Source organism: Photorhabdus africana (assembly GCF_035181445.1).
GTDB lineage: Bacteria > Pseudomonadota > Gammaproteobacteria > Enterobacterales > Enterobacteriaceae > Photorhabdus > Photorhabdus laumondii.
Genome location: NZ_JAXBVE010000003.1, coordinates 106180 through 129316, shown reverse-complemented (window position 1 = coordinate 129316; position 23137 = coordinate 106180). Strand labels below are relative to the sequence as shown.

The following is a 23137-nucleotide window of genomic DNA, read 5'->3' as shown; positions in this document are numbered from 1 at the left end:
GTTCACTAATTATCCAGATTTCAATAAATCAAATCCCATCCCCATACTCAAAGCCATGGTTGATACCATTAAAATGCTGGTTCATATCCAATGATGGCTTTTCGCTTTCAGGTTTACCGACAATACGGGCAGGCACTCCAGCGGCTGTTGTGTGCGGCGGAACAGAGCGAAGGACAACTGAACCTGCGCCAATTTTAGCCCCACGACCAATTTCAATATTACCCAATATTTTCGAACCTGCGCCAATCATCACCCCTTCCCTGACTTTCGGATGACGATCACCCCCGGTTTTACCCGTACCACCAAGGGTGACGGATTGCAGGATAGAAACGTCATTTTCCACTACCGCCGTTTCGCCAATCACAATGCCAGTGGCGTGGTCAAGCATAATGCCACAACCAATCTTTGCTGCCGGGTGAATATCAACGCCAAAAGACATCGAGATTTGGTTTTGCAGATAAATAGCCAATGCTTTACGGTCTTCTCCCCAGATCCAATGGGCAATACGATAGGCTTGTAGAGCATGAAACCCTTTGAGGTACAGCAGAGGTGTTGAGTATTTATCTACGGCGGGATCACGTAGACGTACCGCTATGATGTCGCGGGCAGCAGAGACAATCATCTTTTGATCCGAGCCATAAGCCTCTTCTACGATCTCTCTAACAGCAATAGCCGGCATAATCGGCGTAGCCAGCTTATTCGCCAGCATGTAACTTAAGGCACTACCAAGATTTTCATGCTTGAGTAATGTTGCATGAAAAAAACTGGCCAACATCGGTTCACATTCAGCCAGTGCTCTCGCTTCTGTTTTTATGTTCTTCCAAACTTCGTCCAATTCTTCTAGCGACATATTTTTTACTCTCACATTTAGAACCTATCTCATTAGATTTTTATTTAAGAGCGCACATTATCGCTCTCATCCTTTCTGGCTCTTCCTAATAATGCCTGAGCAGCTTCTATCACATTTTTATTGCAATAGAGTATCTGGTAGATTTGTTCTGCAATCGGCATTTCTACATTGGCACGATTAGCCAATGCACGTACTTCTTTGGTATTGCGATAACCTTCAACAACCTGCCCAATCTGATACTGCGCTTCTTCAACACTAATTCCCTGCCCCAGCATCATGCCAAAACGACGGTTACGTGATTGATTATCAGTACAAGTTAAGACCAAATCGCCCAATCCCGCCATGCCCATAAAGGTAGAAGGATCAGCACCAAGCGCTGCACCAAGGCGACTCATTTCCGCCAATCCACGAGTAATCAATGCGGTACGAGCATTAGCACCAAAACCCATACCATCAGATATTCCCGCGCCAATGGCGATCACGTTTTTTACGGCACCACCGAGTTGAACACCAATAAAATCAGGATTTTTATAAACCCGGAAACTTTTGCCACAGTGGAATAATTGTTGAAGTCCATCGCCAAAAGCAGATTCCGTCGCGGAAATAGCAATCGCGGTAGGCAAACCAGCCGCTAACTCTTTAGCAAATGTTGGCCCAGAGAGCACCGCTAGCGGTATTTCATTGCCTAATATCTCACGGGCCACATCCTGCAATAACCGACCAGTATCAGCTTCCAAGCCTTTAGTTGCCCATACGATACGTGAATCAGGCCGTAGATGTGGTTTTACCTGCTTTAACACTTCACCAAACACATGGCTAGGTACCACAATAAGAATATCGCGGCTCGCGGTTAGTGCTTTTATTAGGTCCGTTTCAAGCAATAAACTATCAGGAAAGGAAACATCCGGCAGAAATTTCTGATTACAACGCGCCTGTTGCAATGCCCCAACATGCTCTGGATTATGCCCCCAAAGTACAACATTATGACCATTACGAGCCAGCGTAATGGCTAATGAGGTGCCGTATGAGCCGGCACCAATCACTGTCATAGAAACAGTACTATTCATTAAGCTTCCTGTTCAGTTTGTTCACCACCCTGAGACTGTTCTGCCTGCTGTTGCAGGTAGTTCATGAATAGGGCGTCAAAGTTTACTGGAGCCAGATTCAGCTGTGGGAAGGTACCACGGCTGACCAAGCTAGTGATGCACTCACGAGCATATGGGAACAGGATATTCGGACAATATGCCCCCAAGCAGTGAGCTAACTGAGTTCCTTCAATACCGTCAATAGAGAAAATACCCCCTTGCTGTACTTCACACAGGAATGCCGTCTCTTCTCCCAAAACTGCGGTCACAGTCACACGCAGAACAACTTCATAAACCCCTTGAGCCAACTCACTGGAAGCGGTATCCAGATCCAGTTTTACTTCCGGCTGCCATTCCTGCTGAAACACTTGCGGTGCGTTCGGTGCTTCAAAAGAGATATCTTTGGTGTAGATACGTTGGATCTGGAAAGCCATTTCTGTATTGCTTTGTTCTGACATAATAATTGTTACCTTTAGATGTCCTTATTAAATTTTTCATGTGAATGTCGCCATTCACGCCCAAAATGATTACTTTTTACCACGTGCCAATGGCAAGTTTTCGCCTGTCCAACCAACCAAACCTTCTTTCAAGGAACATACGCGTTCAAAACCAGCACGAAGAAGATTCTCTGCCGGAGTACGAGATTCAGTGCCATTCGCAGAAACAACAATTACAGGCTGCTTTTTATGTTTTTCCAACTCAGCAAAATTGTTGTCTTTAATTTCAGAGGGAGTCAGGTTTACTGCACCAATAATATGCCCTTTGCGGAAATCTTCACGGGAACGTAAATCCACGACGATGGCTTCTTCTTTATTGATCAGATTAATAGCTTGAGCACGAGTTATCTCTTTAGTTTTAGAGAAGAAACCTCTCGTTGTCGTCACAATAACGGCAACCAGCAGCGCAATCCAGATGAGGCTTAAGGTCATATGCTGGTTAATAAATTGCATGATTTCTTGCAGCATGGGGGCAACAACTCCCGTTGGTTAATAACAAATATCTAAGATTCCAGAGTATACCTTTGTGTTGCGTCAATTACAGCCAAATAGCATAAGCTCAATGCAAATTTTGCGGAGAGTTTCGAGAAAAAATAAAAATATCCTGAAAATGAAGCACCTTAAGTACATTACCAGCATATGTTCTGTCACACTGGATGCATGCAGGAGTTTCAACGGTAAGTAGGCTAATATGTTTATATTTATACCCTATGGATTTCAAGAATTCGATTTCGATGTCAAGACAGCATTATCTGAAAGTGTAAAAAATCAGCGTAACATCTGGTAACTCTTTGTTCATCATGAAATAATCTAACGCACATAGTAGCAAGGTATATTTACAGAAATGGCTGACGACAAGGAAATGCATAGCCGTAATTATCGGCGCAATCAGAACTCACGGCGGAATGATATCTTTGCCTTATTGTTCTATGCTTTCCTGTTGGTTATTTTCAGCTTTAATGCCTTTGCGAATCAAATTATCGCCAATAAAAATCAGCTGAAAGATCTCCAACAAAACATCGCGGAGAAAGAGAAAAGTGTGCAACAACAACAGCAAAAACGTAGTTCTTTGCTAAATCAGCTGAAAGATCAGGAAAATACCATTTCCAAAATTGGTCAATCTCTACACAACACCCAAACTCAACTCAGTAAGCTGAATAAAGAGATTACCGCTCTAGTCTCCAACATTAACAAACTGGAAAAACAACAAAAAGCGCAACGAGATATGCTGGCACATCAATTGGATGCTGCATTTCGTCAAGGGCAACATCAAGGGCTTGAACTCATGTTCAGAGGAGAGGAGGGTAAGAGAGGAGAGCGTATACTCGCTTACTATAGCTACCTTAATCAAGCCCGCCAGGACACCATTGTTAAACTTGAGCAAACAGCGGTTGATTTAACTGAACAGAAAAAGCTTGAGCAGCAGAAACAGGAAGAGCAGAAACAAGTGCTGACTGAACAGCAGCAGCAGAAACAGCAGATGGAAGTGGCCCGCAACGCTCGGCAAAAAACGTTGTCTGAACTGGAATCTTCCTTAAAGAAAGATCAGAAAAATCTCGCTGAACTAAAACAAAATGAAACCCGTCTGCGAGATAAAATTGCCAAGGCAGAACGGGAAGCGAAAGCACGTGCTGAACGAGAAGCCAAAGAAGCTGCCCGCGTCCGTGCCCAGATTGCAGCAAAACAGAAGCAAGCACAGCAAAAAGGTTCCAGCTACAAGCCAACTGAGGATGAGCGCGCATTGATGGCGCGTACCGGTGGCCTCGGCCGTCCGGCTGGTCAGGCAATCTGGCCGGTCCACGGTAAGGTGATACATCAGTTTGGTGAAGCGCTGCAAGGCGAATTACGCTGGAAAGGCATGGTGATTTCAGCCACAGAAGGTACGGAAGTCAAAGCGATATCCGATGGTCGGGTTTTACTGGCTGACTGGTTGCAAGGCTATGGGCTGGTTGTCGTTATCGAGCACGGTAAAGGTGATATGAGTCTCTACGGCTATAATCAGAGTGCTCTGGTCAGTGTCGGCCAGCAAGTTCGTGCCGGACAACCTATTGCATTGGTCGGTAACAGTGGCGGTCAGCAACAACCCGCACTCTATTTTGAAATCCGCCGTCAGGGAAGAGCAGTAAACCCACAACCGTGGCTTGGGAGATAATCAGGTGAGACAACGCAAACTCGCAAAACTCATTGGTACTACCGCCCTGTTACTTTTGAGCCTACAAACCAGTGCTGCCCGTTTGGCTATTGTTATCGATGATTTTGGCTACCGTCCTCATAATGAAAACAAAATATTGCAGATGCCTGTTGCAATCTCTATCGCCATTCTGCCGGATTCACCGCATGGCAGGGAGATGGCTGAAAAAGCCTATAAACAAGGACGGGAGATCTTAATCCACCTGCCAATGGCACCTTTAAGTAAGCAATTGCTAGAGCCGGATACGCTCCAGCCAACCATGAGCAGTGAAGATATTGACCGCATCATCCAGCGTGCAATACAAAAAGTTCCTTATGCTGTAGGAATCAATAACCATATGGGCAGCGCTATGACTTCGAGCTTGCCGGGAATGCAGAAAGTGATGCGTTCACTGTCTGGTTATAACCTCTATTTTCTCGACAGCGTGACGATTGGCAATACTCAAGCAACAAAGGCAGCACAAGGCACACCTGTTCGCGTTATCCGCCGTAATGTTTTCCTTGATGATGTGCAATCAGAAGCGGAAACTCGCCATCAGTTAAACCGTGCGATTGCCATTGCCCGTAAGAATGGTTCCGCTATTGCTATCGGTCATCCTCATTCAACAACCATTCGTGCATTACAGCAGATGCTGCCAACACTTCCCGCTGATATTGAGTTAGTCAGCCCAAGTAGGTTGTTAAGTGGTAAACCTGTTGGTGATAATCAGCGTAAATGGGGCAAGCTGTGTGAAATAAAAGAGGCACCCGCTACAGTTACCAGCCAAGATTATTTGACAGTTATTGGCGATACTCTGGTTGATAATCCTATTGTGAACACGGTGAGCCAATATATCCAGAAACTGGCCAGCGATAAGTCTCAGGATAAAACAGAATAGAAATTCATTTTAAAAGGTGGGTTAATACACGTTATTTCTATTTATTTGTGTCGACAGCGTCAAGTCTGTTTTTTCTTAATAATTATTCAGAAAAATAAATTTTATTTATACTTCAGGTATTTTAGTTCCATTCTTAAGAGATGATTTGGTTATATGAATATTTCATCATTGATAGTAATATTAAATACACGAAATGAATTATACACTATTTATTTCTCCCGGATGCATTGTAACAAAAAAAATTGTAACTAATTTAAACAACTTCATGTCATTAATAATTAAGAATGTGATCAGTTGTATGTTTTTACATTTCCACCATACCTAAAAATATTCAATTTTAACTATCTCACTTTGGTTTGAATTGATTTTTACCCAGATAAATGGTTAATTTAATAGTGTACACTTTTCACAATCAATATTTTTACTTAGAATAAATCAACACATATTGTAATTAATGTATCATTAAGTGTATTTAATATTTCAACATTAAATAATTAATCTAAATTTTTCCCATGGTGATGTTTAACTTTCACCTCATTAATGTCGTCAAGAAATACATTATATATTTTCATGAGCAATATATACCTCATGGATTTCAAGATGTATCGCGACGGCAAGGGAGTGAATCCCCGGGAGCATAGCAAACTATGTGACCGGGGTGAGTGAGTGCAGCCAACAAAGAGGCAACTTGAAAGATAACGGGTATAAATGGTCAATTAAGTTCAGAGTTTATAATGCCTCTAAGTAGGCTTTAAAAATATTATATTCATTTGAGAGAGCATTTTATGAAAATAACAGGCATAGCCGGATTACTTCCTTCCCGCTTCGTCTCTAATCAAGAGGTTCTTGATTTAGTTGAATACTATTCAAAAGAAATTTTCCATGGTGATTTTCCCAAGACATTGAAACTAATCGGAAAAATGCTTAATAAAACAGGTATAAATTCCCGGTATTGGTTGGCAGATAACGAGAAACCTATGGAATTCATTGAGGCTGCATTTAATCATGCCTTAGCACAAGCCAACATCATTAAGGAAGATATCGATTTACTGATCTATTCCAGTGTTGCCCGCGGCTTCATAGAACCAGCTAACAGTACTTTTGTCTCAAAGGCACTAGGGCTAACTTGTAGGAACTACGATGTTATAGACGCCTGTAACGGTTGGGTGGCAGCTATGGATATTATCAATAGCAAAATGAAAGCTGGTGAAATACGCCATGCCGCTATTGTTAATATGGAGTTTATTATGTCCCAAAATGGACCAATTTTTCCAAAGACTTTTTCCCTAAACTCCTTGTCAGAAGTAGCTTATAAATTCATAGGTTGCACAGTCGGAGAGGCAGCAACCGTCACTATTATTAGTAATGAATCGCCTGAAAACTTCAAATTTAATTATATCAATCGCCCAGACTTAAGCGACTTATCAACAATTTCACTGCCAGACTGGAGGCTATTCTGCAATGATACAGACGTTGAACGTATTGAGCCTACAGGCGGGAAATATCAAGTGAACTCCCACTCGGCACTACTGCACGATCATGGAGAAAAAGAGACTATTAATCTATTTAATCAGCACAAAATATCTGACGATATCGAACATATTTTTATTCATACTGGTTCACCAAAAACGTGGGCACTCCTTGGTCAGAAGATGGGTATTGACGACAAGATACATCATGTTGGCCAACGGGTAGGTAATATTGCTACAGCATCTATCCCGTTCGGAATATTCGATGCCATTGATCAAGGTATATTGAAAAAAAATCAACTTTGTATGGGATGGGCTGGTAGTGGTGGAATGGTTTTTACTGCAATGACGTTTAAATTTTAATTTCTTCAAGTTGGTTAAAGGGAAATAAAATTTGCTTATAATCTACCATCCACTCAAAGTCAGATTAGTGAATACTTATTTACACAAGATATATACCCTATGGATTTCAAGATGCATCGCGGCGGCAAAGGAGTGAATCCCCGGGAGCATAGATAACTATGTGACCGGGGTGAGCGAGTGCAGCCAACAAAGAGGCAACTTGAAAGATGACGGGTATAGAGAAAAAACAAAGGGCCGCCAGTACAAATATCATACTAGTGGCTCAGCTTAATTAAGCTCAGTTCTATTTAAGAGCAGCCAATTCAAAGGTACTTAGATTAAAACTTGTTTTTTTGGGGCTGTAAGGCGTAGGCAATCAATCCGACTACCGCTTCCAGTAGAAAACTTATTTATGTGATGAAAGAAGGCAATCATCTTTTTTAAATGTTGGCACATGCGATTAATTAACCAGAGAGGAGAAAGCATCGGCAATGTGCAGTTTAAGATAAAATGTTTTGAAATCATGATAGTGACTCATATGAAATAAGGATAAAGCTCGTCATGATTTCGTTCATTAAAGAAAAATCTAGCGGCTACAGTGCCAGAATCCATTTTTCCGTTTTACCATACCTCGTTGCCTATGGTGTTATTAGCGCCGATCTGTTTCAAATAAACAGCAGGAATAACAATTCCGCTACTGTTACCCTATTTCTGGATTGTCATAGAATTATCTTAAAAAGACAGACGCTCAAGAAAACTGAAAACGCCTGTCAATCTTAGTAGTAACTTTACTGATTAATCCCAGTTCAGAATAACTTTACCAGACTGCCCTGAACGCATGATGTCAAAGCCTTTCTGGAAATCATCAATAGAGAACCGGTGGGTGATAATGGGTGTCAGATCCAAACCAGATTGAATTAATGTAGCCATTTTGTACCAGGTTTCAAACATCTCACGGCCATAAATCCCTTTGATAAACAACCCTTTAAAAATCACCTGATTCCAATCAATTGCCATATCTGATGGAGGAATGCCCAACAGTGCAACACGGCCGCCGTGATTCATGGTATTTAATAAGGTACGAAACGCCGCCGGGGCACCGGACATTTCCAAACCAACATCAAAACCTTCCGTCATGCCCAATTCCGCCATGACATCAGTCAGATTTTCCTGACTGACGTTCACCGCACGGGTGACGCCCATTTTACGTGCCAGCTCAAGGCGATATTCGTTAACGTCGGTGATAACAACATAACGTGCGCCAACATGTTTACATACTGCCGCCGCCATAATACCAATTGGGCCAGCACCAGAAACCAGCACATCTTCACCAACCAGATCAAACGAAAGCGCGGTATGAACAGCATTGCCAAATGGGTCAAAAATAGAGGCCAGTTCATCAGAGATGTTATCTGGGATTTTGAACGCATTAAATGCAGGAATAACCAGATATTGAGCAAAACAACCCGCGCGGTTTACCCCTACGCCAATGGTATTACGGCATAAGTGAGTACGGCCACCACGGCAGTTACGGCAGTAACCACAAGTAATATGCCCTTCGCCAGACACTCGGTCACCAATTTTAAAACCTTTTACTTCCTGACCAATCGCAACAACTTCACCAACATATTCATGACCGACAACCATCGGTACAGGAATGGTTTTTTGTGACCAATCATCCCAGTTATAGATGTGCACATCCGTACCACAAATCGCCGTTTTACGGATTTTGATCATCACATCATTGTGCCCCAGTTCTGGCTCAGGCACATCAACCATCCAAATGCCTTCTTCTGCTTTTAACTTTGACAATGCTTTCATAGAGATGCCTTATGCAATTACATTTAATTGCTTACCAATTCGCGTGAACGCTGCAACTGCACGTTCAATTTGCTCTTCCGTATGCGCTGCTGACATTTGCGTGCGGATACGGGCCTGATTTTTAGGGACTACCGGATAGAAGAAACCAGTAACATAAATGCCTTCTTTCAGTAATTCTGCGGCAAACGCCTGTGCCAATTTCGCATCACCTAACATGACCGGAATAATCGCATGGTCAGCCCCCGCCAAAGTGAAACCTGCGGCTGTCATTTTTTCACGGAACAGGTTAGCGTTCTTCCACAGACGATCACGCAATGCATCTCCCTCTTTCAGCATATCCAGCACCTTAATGGATGCCGCGACAATCGCCGGAGCCAGTGAGTTAGAGAACAGATATGGGCGTGAGCGCTGGCGCAGCCATTCAACAACTTCTTTACGTGCCGCGGTATAACCACCGGAAGCACCACCCAATGCTTTACCTAATGTGCCGGTAATAATGTCAATGCGATCCATTACGTCACAATATTCGTGAGTACCACGGCCATGAGCACCAACAAAACCAACCGCATGGGAGTCATCCACCATGACCATTGCATCAAATTCATCAGCCAGATCACAGATAGATTTCAAATCAGCAATCACACCATCCATCGAGAACACACCATCGGTTGCAATCACAATATGGCGTGCATTGTCTGCTTTCGCTTTCTCTAATTGTGCTCTCAGTTCCTGCATATCATTATTAGCATAGCGATAACGCTTCGCTTTGCATAAACGGACACCATCAATAATAGAAGCATGATTCAACGCATCAGAGATAATGGCATCTTCCGGCCCAAATAGCGTTTCAAATAAACCACCGTTTGCATCAAAACAAGAAGAATAAAGAATAGCATCTTCCATACCCAAAAATTCTGCCAGTTTTCTCTCCAGCGCTTTATGAGTATCCTGAGTTCCACAAATAAAACGAACAGATGCCATACCAAAACCGTGGCTATCCATTCCCGCTTTAGCCGCGGCAATAAGTTCAGGGTGATTAGCCAAACCTAAGTAGTTATTTGCGCAGAAGTTAATAACGTGGCTGCCATCGGCTACAGCAATGTCAGCATTTTGTGCAGAAGTGATGATACGTTCATTTTTGAACAATCCTCCAGAATGGGCTTGTTCTAATTGTTCGTTAATTTGCTGGTAAAATGATGCTGACATTTATTTTTCTCCTGATTTATAAATGAAGAGTTGTGAGATATTTTACTCATTGATCAGGCTACTGACGACACTATCAGGCAGATAATATTAACTTTGCTGTATCCGTCACGTCATGCGACCTGAATTACCATAATATTTCAGTATATTCCCCTGCTTAAGCTGCTGTCGTCATGGATGTTAGATGTTATTATAGAAGCAATTTGCTTCATTAACCCGATTGTAGAGGTGAGTCGGATGATTATTGTCACTGGCGGTGCTGGATTTATTGGTAGCAATATTGTCAAAGCACTAAATGACGAAGGATATAAAGATATTCTGGTCGTAGATAATCTAAAAGAGGGTACTAAGTTCATCAATCTGGCTGACTTGGATATTGCTGATTACATGGACAAGGAAGAGTTTATTGCCAGTATTCTGGCCGGTGATGACTTCGGTGATATTGACGCTATTTTCCATGAAGGCGCTTGCTCATCCACAACCGAGTGGGATGGCAAATATATGATGGATAATAACTATCAATATTCCAAAGAATTACTGCATTATTGCCTTGAACGCGGTACTCCTTTCCTGTACGCCTCCTCAGCAGCAACCTATGGCGGCCGCACTGATAATTTTATCGAAGAGCGTCAATATGAGAAACCGCTCAATGTTTATGGTTACTCTAAATTTCTATTCGACCAATATGTCCGGGAGATCCTGCCTCAAGCTGATTCACCAATTTGTGGTTTCCGTTATTTTAATGTGTATGGACCACGTGAAGGGCACAAAGGGAGTATGGCTAGCGTTGCCTTTCATTTGAATAATCAAATCAATCAGGGACAAAACCCAAAACTATTCGCCGGCAGTGAAAGCTTTCAACGTGATTTTATCTATGTTGGTGATGCCGCTGCGGTTAATCTTTGGTTCTGGAAAAACGGCGTTTCCGGTATTTATAACTGTGGAACGGGTCGTGCTGAATCTTTCCAGGCGGTTGCAGATACGGTTGTTGAATGCCATAAAGATAAATCACTCACTGTTGAACATATTGATTTCCCTGAACATCTGAAAGGTCGTTATCAGCGCTTCACGCAAGCAGATCTGACCAAACTTCGCGCGGCCGGTTATGATAAACCATTCAAAACCGTTGCCGAAGGGGTAACGGAATATATGCATTGGCTCAATCAGGATAAGTAATCTACTCACTATGAAAATATTGGTGATCGGCCCCTCGTGGGTGGGTGACATGATGATGTCGCAAAGCCTTTACCGGACATTAAAGGCTTTGCATCCTAATGCAGAAATTGATGTGATGGCTCCCGCCTGGTGCCGTCCACTGCTGGACAAAATGCCGGAGGTCAATCAAGCATTGGCTATGCCATTAGGGCATGGCGCACTGGCATTGGGCGAACGCCGCCGTTTGGGGGTCGCCCTGCGTGAACGTAAATATCATCGCGCTTATGTGCTGCCAAATTCTTTCAAATCTGCCTTGGTGCCTTTCTTCGCCAATATTCCTCTGCGCACTGGCTGGCGTGGTGAAATGAGATATGGATTGCTTAATGATATTCGTACATTGAATAAAGAAGCCTTCCCATTAATGGTTCAACGCTATGCCGCATTGGCTTACGATGCAAAACCCAGTAGTGCGGCAGATCTGCCTCAACCATTACTTTGGCCTCAACTGGATATCAGTGATGAAGATATTGCTGAATCCACCGCGGCCTTCAATATTTCTGATCATCGGCCTATCATCGGGTTCTGCCCCGGCGCAGAATTTGGCCCGGCAAAACGCTGGCCGCATTATCACTACGCCGCATTAGCTCAACAGCTTATTACTCAAAAGGGATATCAAATTCTGCTATTTGGCTCTGCCAAAGATCACGAAGGTGGAGAGGATATCCGCAACTCACTGACGGGAGAAGCTCGTGAACACTGTATCAATCTTGCCGGACAAACTTCTCTTGAACAGGCAGTCAATATTATCGCGGCCTGTGATGCTATTGTGACCAACGATTCCGGTTTGATGCACGTTGCCGCAGCACTTAATCGCCCTCTGGTTGCACTTTACGGCCCAAGTAGCCCAGATTTTACCCCACCATTATCCGATAAAGCGGAAGTTATCCGTCTTATTACTGGCTATCACAAAGTCAGAAAAGGTGACAGTGCACATGGCTATCACCAAAGCCTGATTGATATTCAACCAGAGCAAGTTATCACTTCTCTAGAAAAATTATTACAAGCGGAGAACCAGAGTTAATGCGGGTTTTATTGGTCAAAACTTCTTCTATGGGCGATGTCCTCCACTCGCTCCCTGCACTGACTGATGCAGAAAGAAACTTACCTGACGTCCGTTTTGATTGGGTAGTAGAGGAAGGTTTTGCTCAAATCCCCGGCTGGCACAGTGCGGTTGATCAAATTATTCCTGTTGCTATTCGCCGCTGGCGTAAAAACTGGTTTAGCCCAGAAATTCGGGCAGAACGTCGTTTATTCAAAGAAAAATTAAAATTACATCAATATGATGCCATCATCGATGCTCAAGGGTTATTAAAAAGCGCATTTCTGGTAACCCGACTCGCTGATGGTCCTAAACATGGTTACGACCGCAAAAGTATCCGTGAGCCATTAGCGAGTTTTTTTTATGATTGCCGTCATACGGTCAGCAAGCAACAGCACGCCGTAGAGCGCATCCGAGAACTGTTTGCTGTCAGCCTGGGTTATACCAAACCGGCAGCACAGGGTGATTATGGGATTGCCCGTCACTTTTTAAAGCAGAAACGAGAAAATCAGGGCGATTATCTGGTTTTTCTCCATGCCACCACTCGCGATGAAAAACATTGGCCGGAAAGCCATTGGCGACAACTTATTGCTGAAATTCAGCCAACGGGTGTACGAATTAAGCTCCCTTGGGGCGCAGAACATGAATACCAACGTGCGCTGAGATTGGCGGAAAACTTCCCTCATGTGGAAGTATTACCAAAGCTGACTTTGGCACAAGTCGCCCAAGAGCTGGCCGGAGCAAAAACCGTTGTTTCTGTTGATACTGGCCTAAGCCATCTCACTGCCGCACTGGATCGCCCTAATATCACGTTGTTTGGTCCGACAGATCCAGGACTCATTGGCGGCTATGGCAAAGAACAAATATCGTTAAAAGCGGTGGATGGGAATATCAAAAGTATTACACCATCGAAAGTATTAGCTCATCTTCAAGAAAATATTGGCTGATTAATTATTAAATCTGAGGCGTTTCTGGTAAGCGCCTATTAGGCAGTATTATCTGCCCAAAATTAAGTGAATCTCTATTAATGTCCTTGATCATGTTAACTTTATTTTCTTAACTATGATAATCGCTTCCATTGATAATATTCAGCCAATGTCATTCCTCGAACCTGTGGCTGTAAGTCGTTAAAGAGTGCCTCCAGATCCTGATAAAGTAATTCAATCTGTTCTTCATTTTTAAATGTCGGACTACCACCAGGCATAAATTCAGACGAATGCAGCATAAATTCAATATAATCACTGCCTTCTGCTAATGTCTGTTGGACAACTTTTTTCATTTGTTCCAAATTGCCCCCTTTTGGTCTTAACCAGTTAACAGATGGAGAACGCGGTTTCCCACGTAAGCTGTCATATTTCTGTTTAAGGAAATTCATCAATGGAGGGTGTTTATATTGAATACTCATCGGAACTTCCAGCAAAGGAGAGTCACCTTCTTTAGCAATATTCTGCAAATCCATAAAATAGGCATAAGATGGAAAGTGACGATAATCAGTTCCACCGTTGCCATTAGGATCGCCTTTGGTAAAACGCCAATTAACCCGTGGTGTTACTGAACAATCGACTTGATAACCATATTCCACCAGCAATTCAGCATAATATTCATTAAATGCCCAACGACCTGCCCGATGGCTTAACATTTTAATCTGTAGTTTGTCTTCCAATAACTTAGTCATCAGATCAATTTTGGCTCTAACTTGTTCTTTTGGAAATTCAATCAGATAAGGTTTATAACGCATGTCATCGTCGGTAAGAGGAACAAGTGGTGGGTTATTCCAGGCATGTAAATGCATACCAATTTCCCCCTGTCCTCTGGCAATAACATCTTTAGCAAATTCAATGTATAAATCATCCATTGCCATTTCATAGTTCGTCAACCAAACTGGCTTAAAACCAAAACGTTCACATAGACGCTGAAATCTCGGTAAATAATGAGTATTTTTTGTCGAGATCTGACCGTGATTTTGCCACAGGTCATCACCCTCAGTATCAATAGTGATAATAAATGCAGGTCGAGTCATCAGAATATGCCCACAATAGAATAAAATAGTGCAATTATCTTATCATATATATAGCAGTTCTATATCTCATTAAATCCTATATTTCGTATCTAATCTTATCAATAAAAAACACTATGAAATGTTAGATCTTTCGGAAAGTTGTTTTTTCTTCTATTTAGTTCTCTTAATTTTTGGGGCTTTTTTTATTCATTAATTTATCTCAACAACCAAACTTAAAAAGCACATATCACCATTCTTACTTCTTCATTAAGGATAGATATTTTGCCAAAATAATATCTAAATCAAATTTCTTATACATATCCTCTGTAACCACAGGCGGTTCATGGTAGATAAACTTCATTTTTTCTGCCAGTGAATCAGTTGTCAGCTCTGATTTATATTTTTCCAGCTCACCAACCATAATTTCATTAACACCACCGGGACACATCGTGCTGACAATGGGAGTATCACAAATCAACGATTCAATTAACACATTCCCTAATCCCTCACTGTCAGAACTCAAAACAACCGCTTTAGCTCCACGGATAACAGGTAATGGATTTTCAAGGAATCCCGTTAAAACAACTTTAGACTGTAAGTTTAAATCCACAATCTTCTGTTTTATTTGTTGAGTGATAGCTTCATCTCCGTGACCTACAATCAATAACTTACATGGAATATCTGCTTTCGCAAACGCTTCTAATAAACGATCATGCCGTTTAACCCGGTGAAATCTGCCTATATGCAATAAATAAGTCTCATCCGAATAGGGGTTATTTCGCAGAGATTTTTCTTTAATATCTGGGATGTTGAAAGGATTATAAATCGTCACCATTTCATTAGGCGTAAGTAACAAATTATTCTTTAAATCTTTCCCTACAGCATCAGATACACAAATTAAATTCCGGTTATTATATGTCCACTTGATTTTTTGTTTCTTGATCCAGCGAGATAATCCCGTCTTATTACCAAGATATGAGTTTGAAAATACGCCATGAATACAAAACCATACATTTAACCCGGCTAACACTTTTGATTGCACGACAATGCGATCAGTTTTATGCAAGTTTGAGACAATCAACGTAGGGATTCCCTTGCGAAGAAAAACTTTTTCTAAAACCTTATCCATAGATTTGGCCCTACGGCAAATTTCAGTCTGTCTTCTAAAAGGCCCGCTGTATCCATCAACATCAATGATCAGTTCGATACCACCTGGTACTGAATATTCACATTTCTCTGCCAAAGAGAGCAGCGTAACATCATATCCTCTCTGTTGCAGACCATCACAAAGCCGGATAGTGACATTTTCCGCACCACCACCAGGTAATCCATCAATGATAAATAATACATGTCCCTTCATGATGAGAGCACCCTTTCGTATAATCCAATGAGCTGTTGTGATAAATGTTCCGGTGTATAACCGAGTATTCCTGTTCTCGCTAATTCTGACATTTTATTATTCAAATGATCCGAAGGCGTATTCTGAATAGCTTCCGTAATATCTGAAACAGCCAAAGCATCACATACAAACCCGTTATTCCCAGAGGTAATAAATTCAGCGCCACCACATGTCGTACTGGTTATTACCGGAAGCCCGCAAGCCATTGCCTCCAGTATCACATTTGGAAACGGATCATATAAGGTCGGTAGCAACAAGCCATCTGCAAGCTGATAAAAAGGCAATGTCCTTTTCTGGACGCCCATAAACCTGATGCGCTCATGACATCCCAGTGAATTAGCTAACTGCTTATATTTCTTCTCTTCTTTATCCTGCCCCACAACGATTAAATAGGCATCCGTCGCACTCACTGCCTGAATCGCAGCTTTTAATCCCTTTCGCTCAAACCCCGAACCAACATAAACTAAACATTTAGCCTGCAAGGGAAGGTTATGCTCTTTCCTTAATTGTATTCTCTGAGATTCCGTTGCCAGAAAAAATTGTTTATTGTCTATCGAATTATAAATAACCGATATTTTTTCCTCAGAAAGCCCAAAATCCGTCATAACCTCCCTTTTTACCATTTCCGAGTTACAAATAACCATTTTTAATTCCGGTGCCGAATACATCTTTTGCTCAGCATCCATCACATAACGATGGTAACGACTCGTAAAAAGTAATTTGCTCCGCCAAGGAGATAAAACACGCGCACGTTGCTGTAGCCAGCGCTGATGAACGCCGTCACCTGCACGATAAATATCACAACCGGCAATACGTTCATGACTTTGAACAAGATCAAATTGCTCTTGTTGCCATATTGTTTTGGCAGCTTTGGCAAATCCTCTTTCACGGCTGATGCGCCCCCATTTATGAGGATTTGTTAAATGAACATGCCAATCAGGATTAACGTCTCCCTGCCAAGAACGCGTAATAACGTTAAGCTCCAAATTTTCATTCCCTAAAGCCTCTAAGGCGCGGGAGACAAAACGTTCTGCACCACCATCCGGGCGATATTTCTGCCGAACAATCGCAAGACGTACTAATTTCATAATAAATTTCTCCGGGCGGCAGCAATAACCATCTCACTGGGAATGACATTCAGATAACGTATATCCGTTTTAGTATCAACATCATCAGGATCAGGTAAATCACCATAATCACCAGCCCAAATAACTTCACCTTTCGCTTCCCACGGACGCCAGAATACTAATTTTGATGGCCCAAATAAAGCGATACAAGGTGTTTTTAACGCAGCGGCCATATGCATAGCAACGGAATCCATCCCGATGAATAAGTTGGCCCCATCAATCAGCGCTGCAAGTTGAGGTAAAGTTAATTGGCCGGCAAAAGAAATCACTCTCTCTTTTGGGCAATTTGATAAAATCTTCACCACCATCTGCTCCTCCTTACGATCTGGCCCGGAGGTAATAACGATTGTCCAGCCATCAGACTGTAATGCACTAATCGTTTCACTCATCTTTTTTTCATCCCAACATTTAAAAAACCAACGGGATGTCGGTTGCACAACAATATATTTTTGATCTACACCATGCTTATCAAGAAGCATCAAAACAGCCTCTTTATCCTGCTGGCGGTAACTCATCGTCACTGTAGTGTTGATTAACGGAAGATTTAACAGCGAAAGAGCTGACAAATTCTGCTCAACAATATGCAAAAACTGACTATGCTCTGTCGGCACAAATTTTGTGAAACATTTTTTCCAAAATAGGCTGCGTCGTTTTGCTAAATCAAACCCAATACGCACTTTTGCGCCAGTAAATCGTGTCACAAATGCACTATACCATTGATCAGTAAGATTAATAACCAGGTCGTATTGACGATGCCTTAATCGTTTAAGCAATCTCCATTCATGACCAAAATGTGTTTTAATTCCCTGTTTCTTCCATTGTCTATCGATAGAAAATAGATTAGCCACAGCAGAAAAATCAGCCAATATTGGTTCAGTTTCTTTATAGAGTAAAACATCAATTTCCACCGCCGGATAATTATCCTTAAGGGTATTAATAACCGGTGTAATTAATAATACATCACCATGATGTCGTAACTTTATTATCAGAATACGGTCAAATTGAGCTTGTAATTTACTCATTGCATTCCCAGTATAAAGATACAGATAAAAGAAAAAACTGCCGCAACATGTGCAGAAGCTACAGAAAATCCGCTTTACCTTCATATATAATAGAAGCACGATCTTGCGCAAAAACCCTAATTTACCTTTCTAATTCTGTTCAGATCCTAGAAGCCATACGCATTTTCATACTTTCTTTGCCGCAATGTGATACTATTGACGCTAATTTATATAAGTGAATTTGATAGAATGTTACTGCGTTTATATCAGGTACTTCTCTACCTTATCCAACCTCTGATTTGGTTGCGTTTATTGCTCCGCAGCCGCCAAGCCCCTGCTTACCGTCAGCGCTGGGGTGAACGCTACGGCTTCTGTGCCGGTAAAGTTGCCGCTGGAGGCATCCTGCTCCATTCCGTTTCCGTTGGTGAAACGTTGGCCGCCATTCCTTTAGTCAGAGCCTTGCGCCATCACTATCCTTTTTTACCGATTACCGTGACAACGATGACGCCAACAGGCTCAGAAAGAGTGCTTTCTGCTCTGGGAAATGATGTTAATCACGTCTATTTGCCATACGATCTCCCCGGTTCCATGGAGCGCTTTCTCAATCAAGTTAATCCAAAGTTAGTCATTATTATGGAAACAGAACTTTGGCCTAATCTGATTTTCCAACTTCACCAACGTAATATTCCTCTGGTCATTGCTAATGCCCGTTTGTCCGCACGTTCCGCTGAGGGATATCAAAAAGTAGGGAATTTCATAAAAACAATTTTGCGCAGCATTACCTTAATTGCTGCCCAGAATCCGGAAGATGGTGAACGTTTTGTTGAACTGGGTCTAAAACGTTCTCAACTGACTATCACTGGTAGTTTGAAATTCGATATCTCAGTAACACCTGAATTGGCAGCCAAAGCAGTGACATTACGGCGCCAATGGGCTGCTCGCCGTCCTGTCTGGATCGCCACCAGCACCCATGATGGAGAAGAGAGTATTATTCTAGATGCTCATTGCAAGTTACTGAAACAATGTCCAAGTCTGCTGCTGATCCTGGTACCACGCCACCCTGAACGTTTTATTAAAGCTGAAGAATTAACCAAGAAAGCCGGACTCAGCTATATTCTTCGCAGTTCTGATAAAATCCCTGACGCCAATATTCAGGTCGTTATCGGCGATACAATGGGGGAATTGATGCTGCTCTATGGTATTGCCGATCTGGCTTTTGTTGGTGGCAGCTTGGTTGAACGTGGCGGCCACAACCCGCTAGAAGCGGCAGCCCATGCTATTCCGGTGCTGATGGGCCCTCATACCTTTAACTTTAAGGATATCTGCACCAAGCTGAATCAGGCTAATGGCCTGATTACCGTTACGGACAGCCACTCTTTATTCACCGAGATCAACAGTTTACTGACTGACGAAGATTATCGTCTGTATTATGGTCGCCACGCAGCAGAAGTACTGCATGAAAATCAGGGGGCTCTTCAACGCCTACTTAAACTGCTGGAACCCTATCTCCCACCTCGGAGCCACTGAATGAGTGACAAAAAACGTCTTTCCGTTGTCATGATCGCTAAGAATTCAGCGGATCTGATAGCAGATTGTCTGACCTCAGTCCGTTGGGCTGACGAAATCATCGTGCTCGACTCGGGTAGTTCAGACGATACCTGCCAGATAGCACAGGCAATGGGTGCAAAAGTATTCTCCAATACTCGCTGGCCGGGATTTGGTCGTCAGCGTCAGCTAGCTCAGCAATACGCTTCTGGCGATTATATTTTTATGATCGATACTGATGAACGCGTAACATCAGAACTCAGAGCGTCCATAGAACAGACTCTGGCACATATAGATGACAATAAAGTCTACAGTTGTGCCCGCCGGAATTTGTTCCTTGGCCGCTTTATGAAACACAGCGGCTGGTACCCAGATAGGGTCATTCGTCTCTACGCCCGTGATCGTTATCAATACAATGATAATCAAGTTCATGAATCCCTTGAAACTCATGGCGCTCCCGTCGTTATTTTGCAAGGGGATTTACTTCATCTGACTTGCCGTGATTTGATGGAATTTCAGAGAAAACAGCTAAATTATGCTAAAGCCTGGGCAGAACAGCGCCATGAACAAGGTAAACAGTGCGGTTATTTCTCAATTTTCAGTCACACTTTTGGGGCTTTCTTTAAAACCTGGCTGTTGCGAGCTGGCTTTCTTGATGGTAAACAAGGGTTAGTATTGGCTATTGTCAATGCTCAATATACGTTTAATAAGTACGTCGCATTGTGGGAAAAGAGACAACAAAAGGGTAAAAATTGATGAAAACCAAAGCCATTTATCCCGGAACATTTGATCCTGTTACTTACGGTCATATCGATATCATCACCCGCGCCGCAGATATGTTTGACCATGTTCTATTTGCTATCGCCAACAGTGCCAGAAAGAATCCTATGTTTACTCTGGATGAGCGCATTACCTTGGCAAAAGAGGTAACGTCACATCTGGATAATGTGGAAGTGGTCGGTTTCTGTGAATTAATGGCTAATTTTGCAAAAAAACAACAAGCAAATATTCTTATCCGTGGCCTTCGTTCAGTATCTGATTTTGAGTATGAATGGCAGCTTGCCAATATGAACCGCCACTTTATGTCCGAATTAGAGAGCGTTTTTCTGCTGCCATCACAAAATCTCTCGTTTGTATCTTCATCCTTGATTAAAGATGTCGCTCTCCACGATGGCGATATCTCATCATTCTTGCCAGAACCTATCGCCCAAGCCATGCTAAAAAAACTGGGCAAGTAATTTACTCCGTTCACTGGAGGCGGCACAAAGTAGAATATTCCCTATGCAACGCCTCCCCGAACTATCCGATATCAACTAATACTGACAATGACGGCAAAAGAAAGTACTGCGCTGTCCAAGCTTAATACTCTCTATTTGTTCACCACAAATTCGGCATGGCTCTCCTGCTCTGCCATAGACAAACAATTCCTGAGCAAAATAGCCCGGTTTACCATCAGATTGCAGGAAATCTCGGAGTGTCGTACCACCCCGCTCAATAGAACGTTGTAGAACCTTCTTAATCGTTTCCGCCAGTAAATTGGCTTCACGCTCAGTTAAAGTCTGCGCGGGACGATCCGGCTGAATATGGGCGGTAAACAACGCTTCATTCGCATAGATATTACCAACGCCAACAACCAGTTTGTTATCCATTAGCCAGGGCTTAATCAAGGTTTTTTTATTACTTGATCGGGTGTAGAGATAAGAACCATTAAAATCATCAGAAAGTGGCTCAGGCCCTAAATGAGCCAATACCGAGCACCGTTCAAGATCATCACTCCATAACCACGCACCAAATCGTCTGGGATCGGTATAACGCAAAACCTTACCATCTGCCATCACTAAATCCACATGATCGTGTTTCTCCGCAGGGCGCTCTTCTGGCAAGATACGCACGCTGCCCGACATCCCCAAATGGACAATAATCCAACCATTTGCCAGTTCAATCAGCAAATATTTGGCCCGACGTTGAACGCTAAGCACAAGCTGGTCACTCAACTTCATAATTTCTTCCGCCACCGGCCAACGTAACCGACTATTCCTGACTACCGCATACTGGATCACATTCCCTACCAGATGTGGCTCTATTCCCCTCCGGCTGGTTTCTACTTCTGGTAGTTCTGGCATGGTAATAACTCCTAATTATAGATACTGTTTCAACTCTATTGCATCCGAGCAGATTAAGATAATCTTTTCATGTATTATTTCCAACCAAACTCAACAGAAATGAAAGCAGATTGATGAATATGTTTAACATTAAAAGTCGTGATAAAAGATCATTATGGAATTTATCCATCATTGGGATTTATATAGCCCTTGTTTATCTGCCTGATATAACGAGATATAAAAATCTGGTTATCGTGCTTATTGGTATTACCGCACTAACCTATCTAGTGACAGATTTTCGCCAAGTGATGCGCTCCATGCGTAATTCACTGTTTCTATCCATTATGTTATTCATCGTAGCAATGTTCTATTCAGTAGCGATTTCCGTCGATCCCGCATTGAGTTTTCAAGAGATGAATAAACCCATCTTAAATGGGCTATTATTATTCAGTTTTACTTTTCCTGTGGTACTGTACAAAGAAAATAAAGAAAGTATTGCCAAGATGATTTTGTACTCATTTGCCATTGGTATGCTGGCAATATGCCTAACTGATATTGGTAAATACATTATTAACTACAATCAAGGTGCAATGCCTTTTACCAACTTCAACCATCGAGAATTTTCTTACGGTTTTATTTTCTATTTTCCGGTCTTACTTTGTACTTGGGCATTGTGGAAGAAACAGACCTTAGTGAGTTGGCTGATACTGGCTGTTGCTTCCGCTATCAGTCTGTTTTTGTTATTAGGTACCTTAGCGCGTGGCGCTTGGGTCGCCATTGCCGTCATCACTGCTTTTATCATCATCATTAATCGGCAATGGAAGCTGACCATAATAGCGAGTTTAATCCTTAGTTTTTCAGTGGTGCTTTCTCACACTACAATAATCGCTAATGAAAATACTAAGTTATTATTTTGGAAACTGACTCAAACTGATAGCAGCCATCGTTATAAAAATGGTACACAAGGGGCTGCTTTTGAGTTGATTCTAGAGAACCCCATTAAAGGCTACGGTTTTGGCAATAAAGTCTATCATAAGGTCTACAACGAACGAGTTGCTGACTATCCAGACTGGATATATCGCACATCCATCGGCCCCCATAATATCTTTCTGGCACTCTGGTTTGCTGGTGGAATCATTGGTTTGATTACCACTTTGCTGATGACCTTCTCCGCGCTGTACACAAGTAGTCATATTATTAGCCGTAACAATGGCGTAATAAAGCAGGCCAGTATTATTCTACTGACGGGATTTATCGGATTGTTTATTGTTCGAGGCGCCTTTGAAAATACCTATATCAATGAAATAGGTATTCTATTCGGCCTGATGATTGCTCTATACCAGCAGAAAAACGATTAACCAGATATCTCGGCTAT

Annotated in this window: 21 protein-coding genes; 10 read left to right on the top strand and 11 right to left on the bottom strand. The window is 42.3% G+C overall.

What is annotated here, in order from left to right; translation table 11 throughout:
- Nucleotides 1–28: 28 nt before the first annotated feature.
- The 4 genes from cysE to SLS51_RS02685 all read right to left on the bottom strand — a co-directional run bounded on the left by cysE (nt 29) and on the right by SLS51_RS02685 (nt 2900).
- The gene (gene cysE, locus SLS51_RS02700; protein ID WP_011148896.1) at nt 29–850 is read right to left on the bottom strand and encodes a serine O-acetyltransferase; all 822 of its coding nucleotides are present in this window, start codon (nt 848–850) and stop codon (nt 29–31) included.
- A gap of 44 nt (nt 851–894) precedes the next feature.
- The gene (gpsA, locus tag SLS51_RS02695; RefSeq protein WP_323835262.1) at nt 895–1917 is read right to left on the bottom strand and encodes an NAD(P)H-dependent glycerol-3-phosphate dehydrogenase; all 1023 of its coding nucleotides are present in this window, start codon (nt 1915–1917) and stop codon (nt 895–897) included.
- Nucleotides 1917–2393: a protein-export chaperone SecB gene (secB, locus tag SLS51_RS02690; RefSeq protein WP_323835260.1), complete on the bottom strand. Its 477-nt coding sequence runs from the start codon at nt 2391–2393 to the stop codon at nt 1917–1919. Before secB ends, gpsA begins: the two co-directional genes overlap by 1 nt.
- Before the next feature lie 69 nt (nt 2394–2462).
- Entirely contained in the window at nt 2463–2900 is a 438-nt protein-coding gene (locus SLS51_RS02685; RefSeq protein ID WP_011148899.1) for a rhodanese-like domain-containing protein, read from the bottom strand.
- A gap of 394 nt (nt 2901–3294) precedes the next feature.
- Here SLS51_RS02685 and envC point away from each other — a divergent pair, with 394 nt between their 5' ends.
- The 3 genes from envC (at nt 3295) to SLS51_RS02670 (ending at nt 7332) form a co-directional block, all read left to right on the top strand.
- A complete protein-coding gene (envC, locus tag SLS51_RS02680; RefSeq protein WP_439126839.1) occupies nt 3295–4584 on the top strand; it encodes a murein hydrolase activator EnvC in 1290 nt (429 codons plus the stop codon).
- Nucleotides 4585–4615: 31 nt separating this feature from the next.
- Nucleotides 4616–5500, top strand: a complete 885-nt coding sequence (locus tag SLS51_RS02675) for a divergent polysaccharide deacetylase family protein (RefSeq protein WP_323835417.1) — start codon at nt 4616–4618, stop codon at nt 5498–5500.
- Nucleotides 5501–6285: 785 nt separating this feature from the next.
- Nucleotides 6286–7332 (top strand): 3-oxoacyl-[acyl-carrier-protein] synthase III C-terminal domain-containing protein, encoded by a 1047-nt coding sequence (locus tag SLS51_RS02670; protein WP_323835254.1) that lies wholly within the window; start codon nt 6286–6288, stop codon nt 7330–7332.
- 774 nt (nt 7333–8106) lie between these two features.
- Here SLS51_RS02670 and tdh read toward each other — a convergent pair.
- The gene (gene tdh / locus SLS51_RS02665; RefSeq protein WP_323835252.1) at nt 8107–9132 is read right to left on the bottom strand and encodes an L-threonine 3-dehydrogenase; all 1026 of its coding nucleotides are present in this window, start codon (nt 9130–9132) and stop codon (nt 8107–8109) included.
- 9 nt (nt 9133–9141) lie between these two features.
- Nucleotides 9142–10338, bottom strand: a complete 1197-nt coding sequence (gene kbl, locus SLS51_RS02660; protein WP_323835250.1) for a glycine C-acetyltransferase — start codon at nt 10336–10338, stop codon at nt 9142–9144.
- Nucleotides 10339–10572: 234 nt separating this feature from the next.
- Between kbl and rfaD the strand changes: the two genes are divergently transcribed.
- The 3 genes from rfaD to rfaC are packed head-to-tail and all read left to right on the top strand — an operon-like array spanning nt 10573 to nt 13536.
- Nucleotides 10573–11511 carry an ADP-glyceromanno-heptose 6-epimerase gene (rfaD, locus tag SLS51_RS02655; RefSeq protein ID WP_323835248.1) on the top strand — a complete coding sequence of 313 codons (939 nt, stop codon included), beginning with the start codon at nt 10573–10575 and terminating at the stop codon, nt 11509–11511.
- A gap of 10 nt (nt 11512–11521) precedes the next feature.
- Nucleotides 11522–12571, top strand: coding sequence for an ADP-heptose--LPS heptosyltransferase RfaF (rfaF, locus tag SLS51_RS02650; RefSeq protein WP_323835246.1), 1050 nt, complete (start codon nt 11522–11524; stop codon nt 12569–12571).
- Nucleotides 12571–13536 carry a lipopolysaccharide heptosyltransferase RfaC gene (gene rfaC / locus SLS51_RS02645; protein ID WP_323835244.1) on the top strand — a complete coding sequence of 322 codons (966 nt, stop codon included), beginning with the start codon at nt 12571–12573 and terminating at the stop codon, nt 13534–13536. The genes rfaF and rfaC overlap by 1 nt, the downstream gene beginning before the upstream one ends.
- A gap of 113 nt (nt 13537–13649) precedes the next feature.
- Here the strand turns inward: rfaC and SLS51_RS02640 are convergent, their stop codons facing one another.
- The 4 genes from SLS51_RS02640 to rfaQ all read right to left on the bottom strand — a co-directional run bounded on the left by SLS51_RS02640 (nt 13650) and on the right by rfaQ (nt 18136).
- Complete coding sequence (locus SLS51_RS02640) at nt 13650–14609, bottom strand: polysaccharide deacetylase family protein (protein ID WP_323835242.1); 960 nt, start codon at nt 14607–14609, stop codon at nt 13650–13652.
- 235 nt (nt 14610–14844) lie between these two features.
- Nucleotides 14845–15948: a glycosyltransferase gene (locus tag SLS51_RS02635; protein ID WP_323835240.1), complete on the bottom strand. Its 1104-nt coding sequence runs from the start codon at nt 15946–15948 to the stop codon at nt 14845–14847.
- On the bottom strand, nt 15945–17075 hold the full coding sequence (locus SLS51_RS02630; RefSeq protein WP_323835238.1) for a glycosyltransferase family 4 protein: 1131 nt from the start codon (nt 17073–17075) through the stop codon (nt 15945–15947). Before SLS51_RS02630 ends, SLS51_RS02635 begins: the two co-directional genes overlap by 4 nt.
- On the bottom strand, nt 17072–18136 hold the full coding sequence (gene rfaQ / locus SLS51_RS02625; RefSeq protein ID WP_323835236.1) for a putative lipopolysaccharide heptosyltransferase III: 1065 nt from the start codon (nt 18134–18136) through the stop codon (nt 17072–17074). Before rfaQ ends, SLS51_RS02630 begins: the two co-directional genes overlap by 4 nt.
- Before the next feature lie 228 nt (nt 18137–18364).
- On the opposite strand from rfaQ, the gene waaA reads away from it, so the two are divergent.
- From waaA to coaD, 3 genes are read left to right on the top strand one after another with little or no spacing between them, the layout of a single operon-like run.
- A complete protein-coding gene (waaA, locus tag SLS51_RS02620; RefSeq protein WP_323835234.1) occupies nt 18365–19642 on the top strand; it encodes a lipid IV(A) 3-deoxy-D-manno-octulosonic acid transferase in 1278 nt (425 codons plus the stop codon).
- Nucleotides 19643–20416, top strand: coding sequence for a glycosyltransferase family 2 protein (locus tag SLS51_RS02615; protein WP_323835232.1), 774 nt, complete (start codon nt 19643–19645; stop codon nt 20414–20416).
- Complete coding sequence (gene coaD / locus SLS51_RS02610; RefSeq protein ID WP_323835230.1) at nt 20416–20898, top strand: pantetheine-phosphate adenylyltransferase; 483 nt, start codon at nt 20416–20418, stop codon at nt 20896–20898. Before SLS51_RS02615 ends, coaD begins: the two co-directional genes overlap by 1 nt.
- 75 nt (nt 20899–20973) lie before the next feature.
- On the opposite strand, the gene mutM is transcribed toward coaD, so the two are convergent.
- Nucleotides 20974–21783 carry a bifunctional DNA-formamidopyrimidine glycosylase/DNA-(apurinic or apyrimidinic site) lyase gene (gene mutM / locus SLS51_RS02605; RefSeq protein WP_323835228.1) on the bottom strand — a complete coding sequence of 270 codons (810 nt, stop codon included), beginning with the start codon at nt 21781–21783 and terminating at the stop codon, nt 20974–20976.
- A gap of 119 nt (nt 21784–21902) precedes the next feature.
- On the opposite strand from mutM, the gene rfaL reads away from it, so the two are divergent.
- On the top strand, nt 21903–23120 hold the full coding sequence (gene rfaL, locus SLS51_RS02600) for an O-antigen ligase RfaL (protein WP_323835226.1): 1218 nt from the start codon (nt 21903–21905) through the stop codon (nt 23118–23120).
- Nucleotides 23121–23137: the final 17 nt, after the last annotated feature.

Coding starts and splice junctions, on each gene's coding strand:
- SLS51_RS02630 (WP_323835238.1), bottom strand. CDS start 17,075: ATGAAATTAGTACGTCTTGCGATTGTTCGGCAGAAATATCGCCCGGAT.
- rfaQ (WP_323835236.1), bottom strand. CDS start 18,136: ATGAGTAAATTACAAGCTCAATTTGACCGTATTCTGATAATAAAGTTA.
- SLS51_RS02635 (WP_323835240.1), bottom strand. CDS start 15,948: ATGAAGGGACATGTATTATTTATCATTGATGGATTACCTGGTGGTGGT.
- envC (WP_439126839.1), top strand. CDS start 3,295: ATGCATAGCCGTAATTATCGGCGCAATCAGAACTCACGGCGGAATGAT.
- SLS51_RS02615 (WP_323835232.1), top strand. CDS start 19,643: ATGAGTGACAAAAAACGTCTTTCCGTTGTCATGATCGCTAAGAATTCA.
- gpsA (WP_323835262.1), bottom strand. CDS start 1,917: ATGAATAGTACTGTTTCTATGACAGTGATTGGTGCCGGCTCATACGGC.
- mutM (WP_323835228.1), bottom strand. CDS start 21,783: ATGCCAGAACTACCAGAAGTAGAAACCAGCCGGAGGGGAATAGAGCCA.
- kbl (WP_323835250.1), bottom strand. CDS start 10,338: ATGTCAGCATCATTTTACCAGCAAATTAACGAACAATTAGAACAAGCC.
- secB (WP_323835260.1), bottom strand. CDS start 2,393: ATGTCAGAACAAAGCAATACAGAAATGGCTTTCCAGATCCAACGTATC.
- tdh (WP_323835252.1), bottom strand. CDS start 9,132: ATGAAAGCATTGTCAAAGTTAAAAGCAGAAGAAGGCATTTGGATGGTT.
- cysE (WP_011148896.1), bottom strand. CDS start 850: ATGTCGCTAGAAGAATTGGACGAAGTTTGGAAGAACATAAAAACAGAA.
- SLS51_RS02670 (WP_323835254.1), top strand. CDS start 6,286: ATGAAAATAACAGGCATAGCCGGATTACTTCCTTCCCGCTTCGTCTCT.
- rfaF (WP_323835246.1), top strand. CDS start 11,522: ATGAAAATATTGGTGATCGGCCCCTCGTGGGTGGGTGACATGATGATG.
- SLS51_RS02685 (WP_011148899.1), bottom strand. CDS start 2,900: ATGCTGCAAGAAATCATGCAATTTATTAACCAGCATATGACCTTAAGC.
- coaD (WP_323835230.1), top strand. CDS start 20,416: ATGAAAACCAAAGCCATTTATCCCGGAACATTTGATCCTGTTACTTAC.
- SLS51_RS02640 (WP_323835242.1), bottom strand. CDS start 14,609: ATGACTCGACCTGCATTTATTATCACTATTGATACTGAGGGTGATGAC.
- rfaC (WP_323835244.1), top strand. CDS start 12,571: ATGCGGGTTTTATTGGTCAAAACTTCTTCTATGGGCGATGTCCTCCAC.
- rfaD (WP_323835248.1), top strand. CDS start 10,573: ATGATTATTGTCACTGGCGGTGCTGGATTTATTGGTAGCAATATTGTC.
- waaA (WP_323835234.1), top strand. CDS start 18,365: ATGTTACTGCGTTTATATCAGGTACTTCTCTACCTTATCCAACCTCTG.
- rfaL (WP_323835226.1), top strand. CDS start 21,903: ATGTTTAACATTAAAAGTCGTGATAAAAGATCATTATGGAATTTATCC.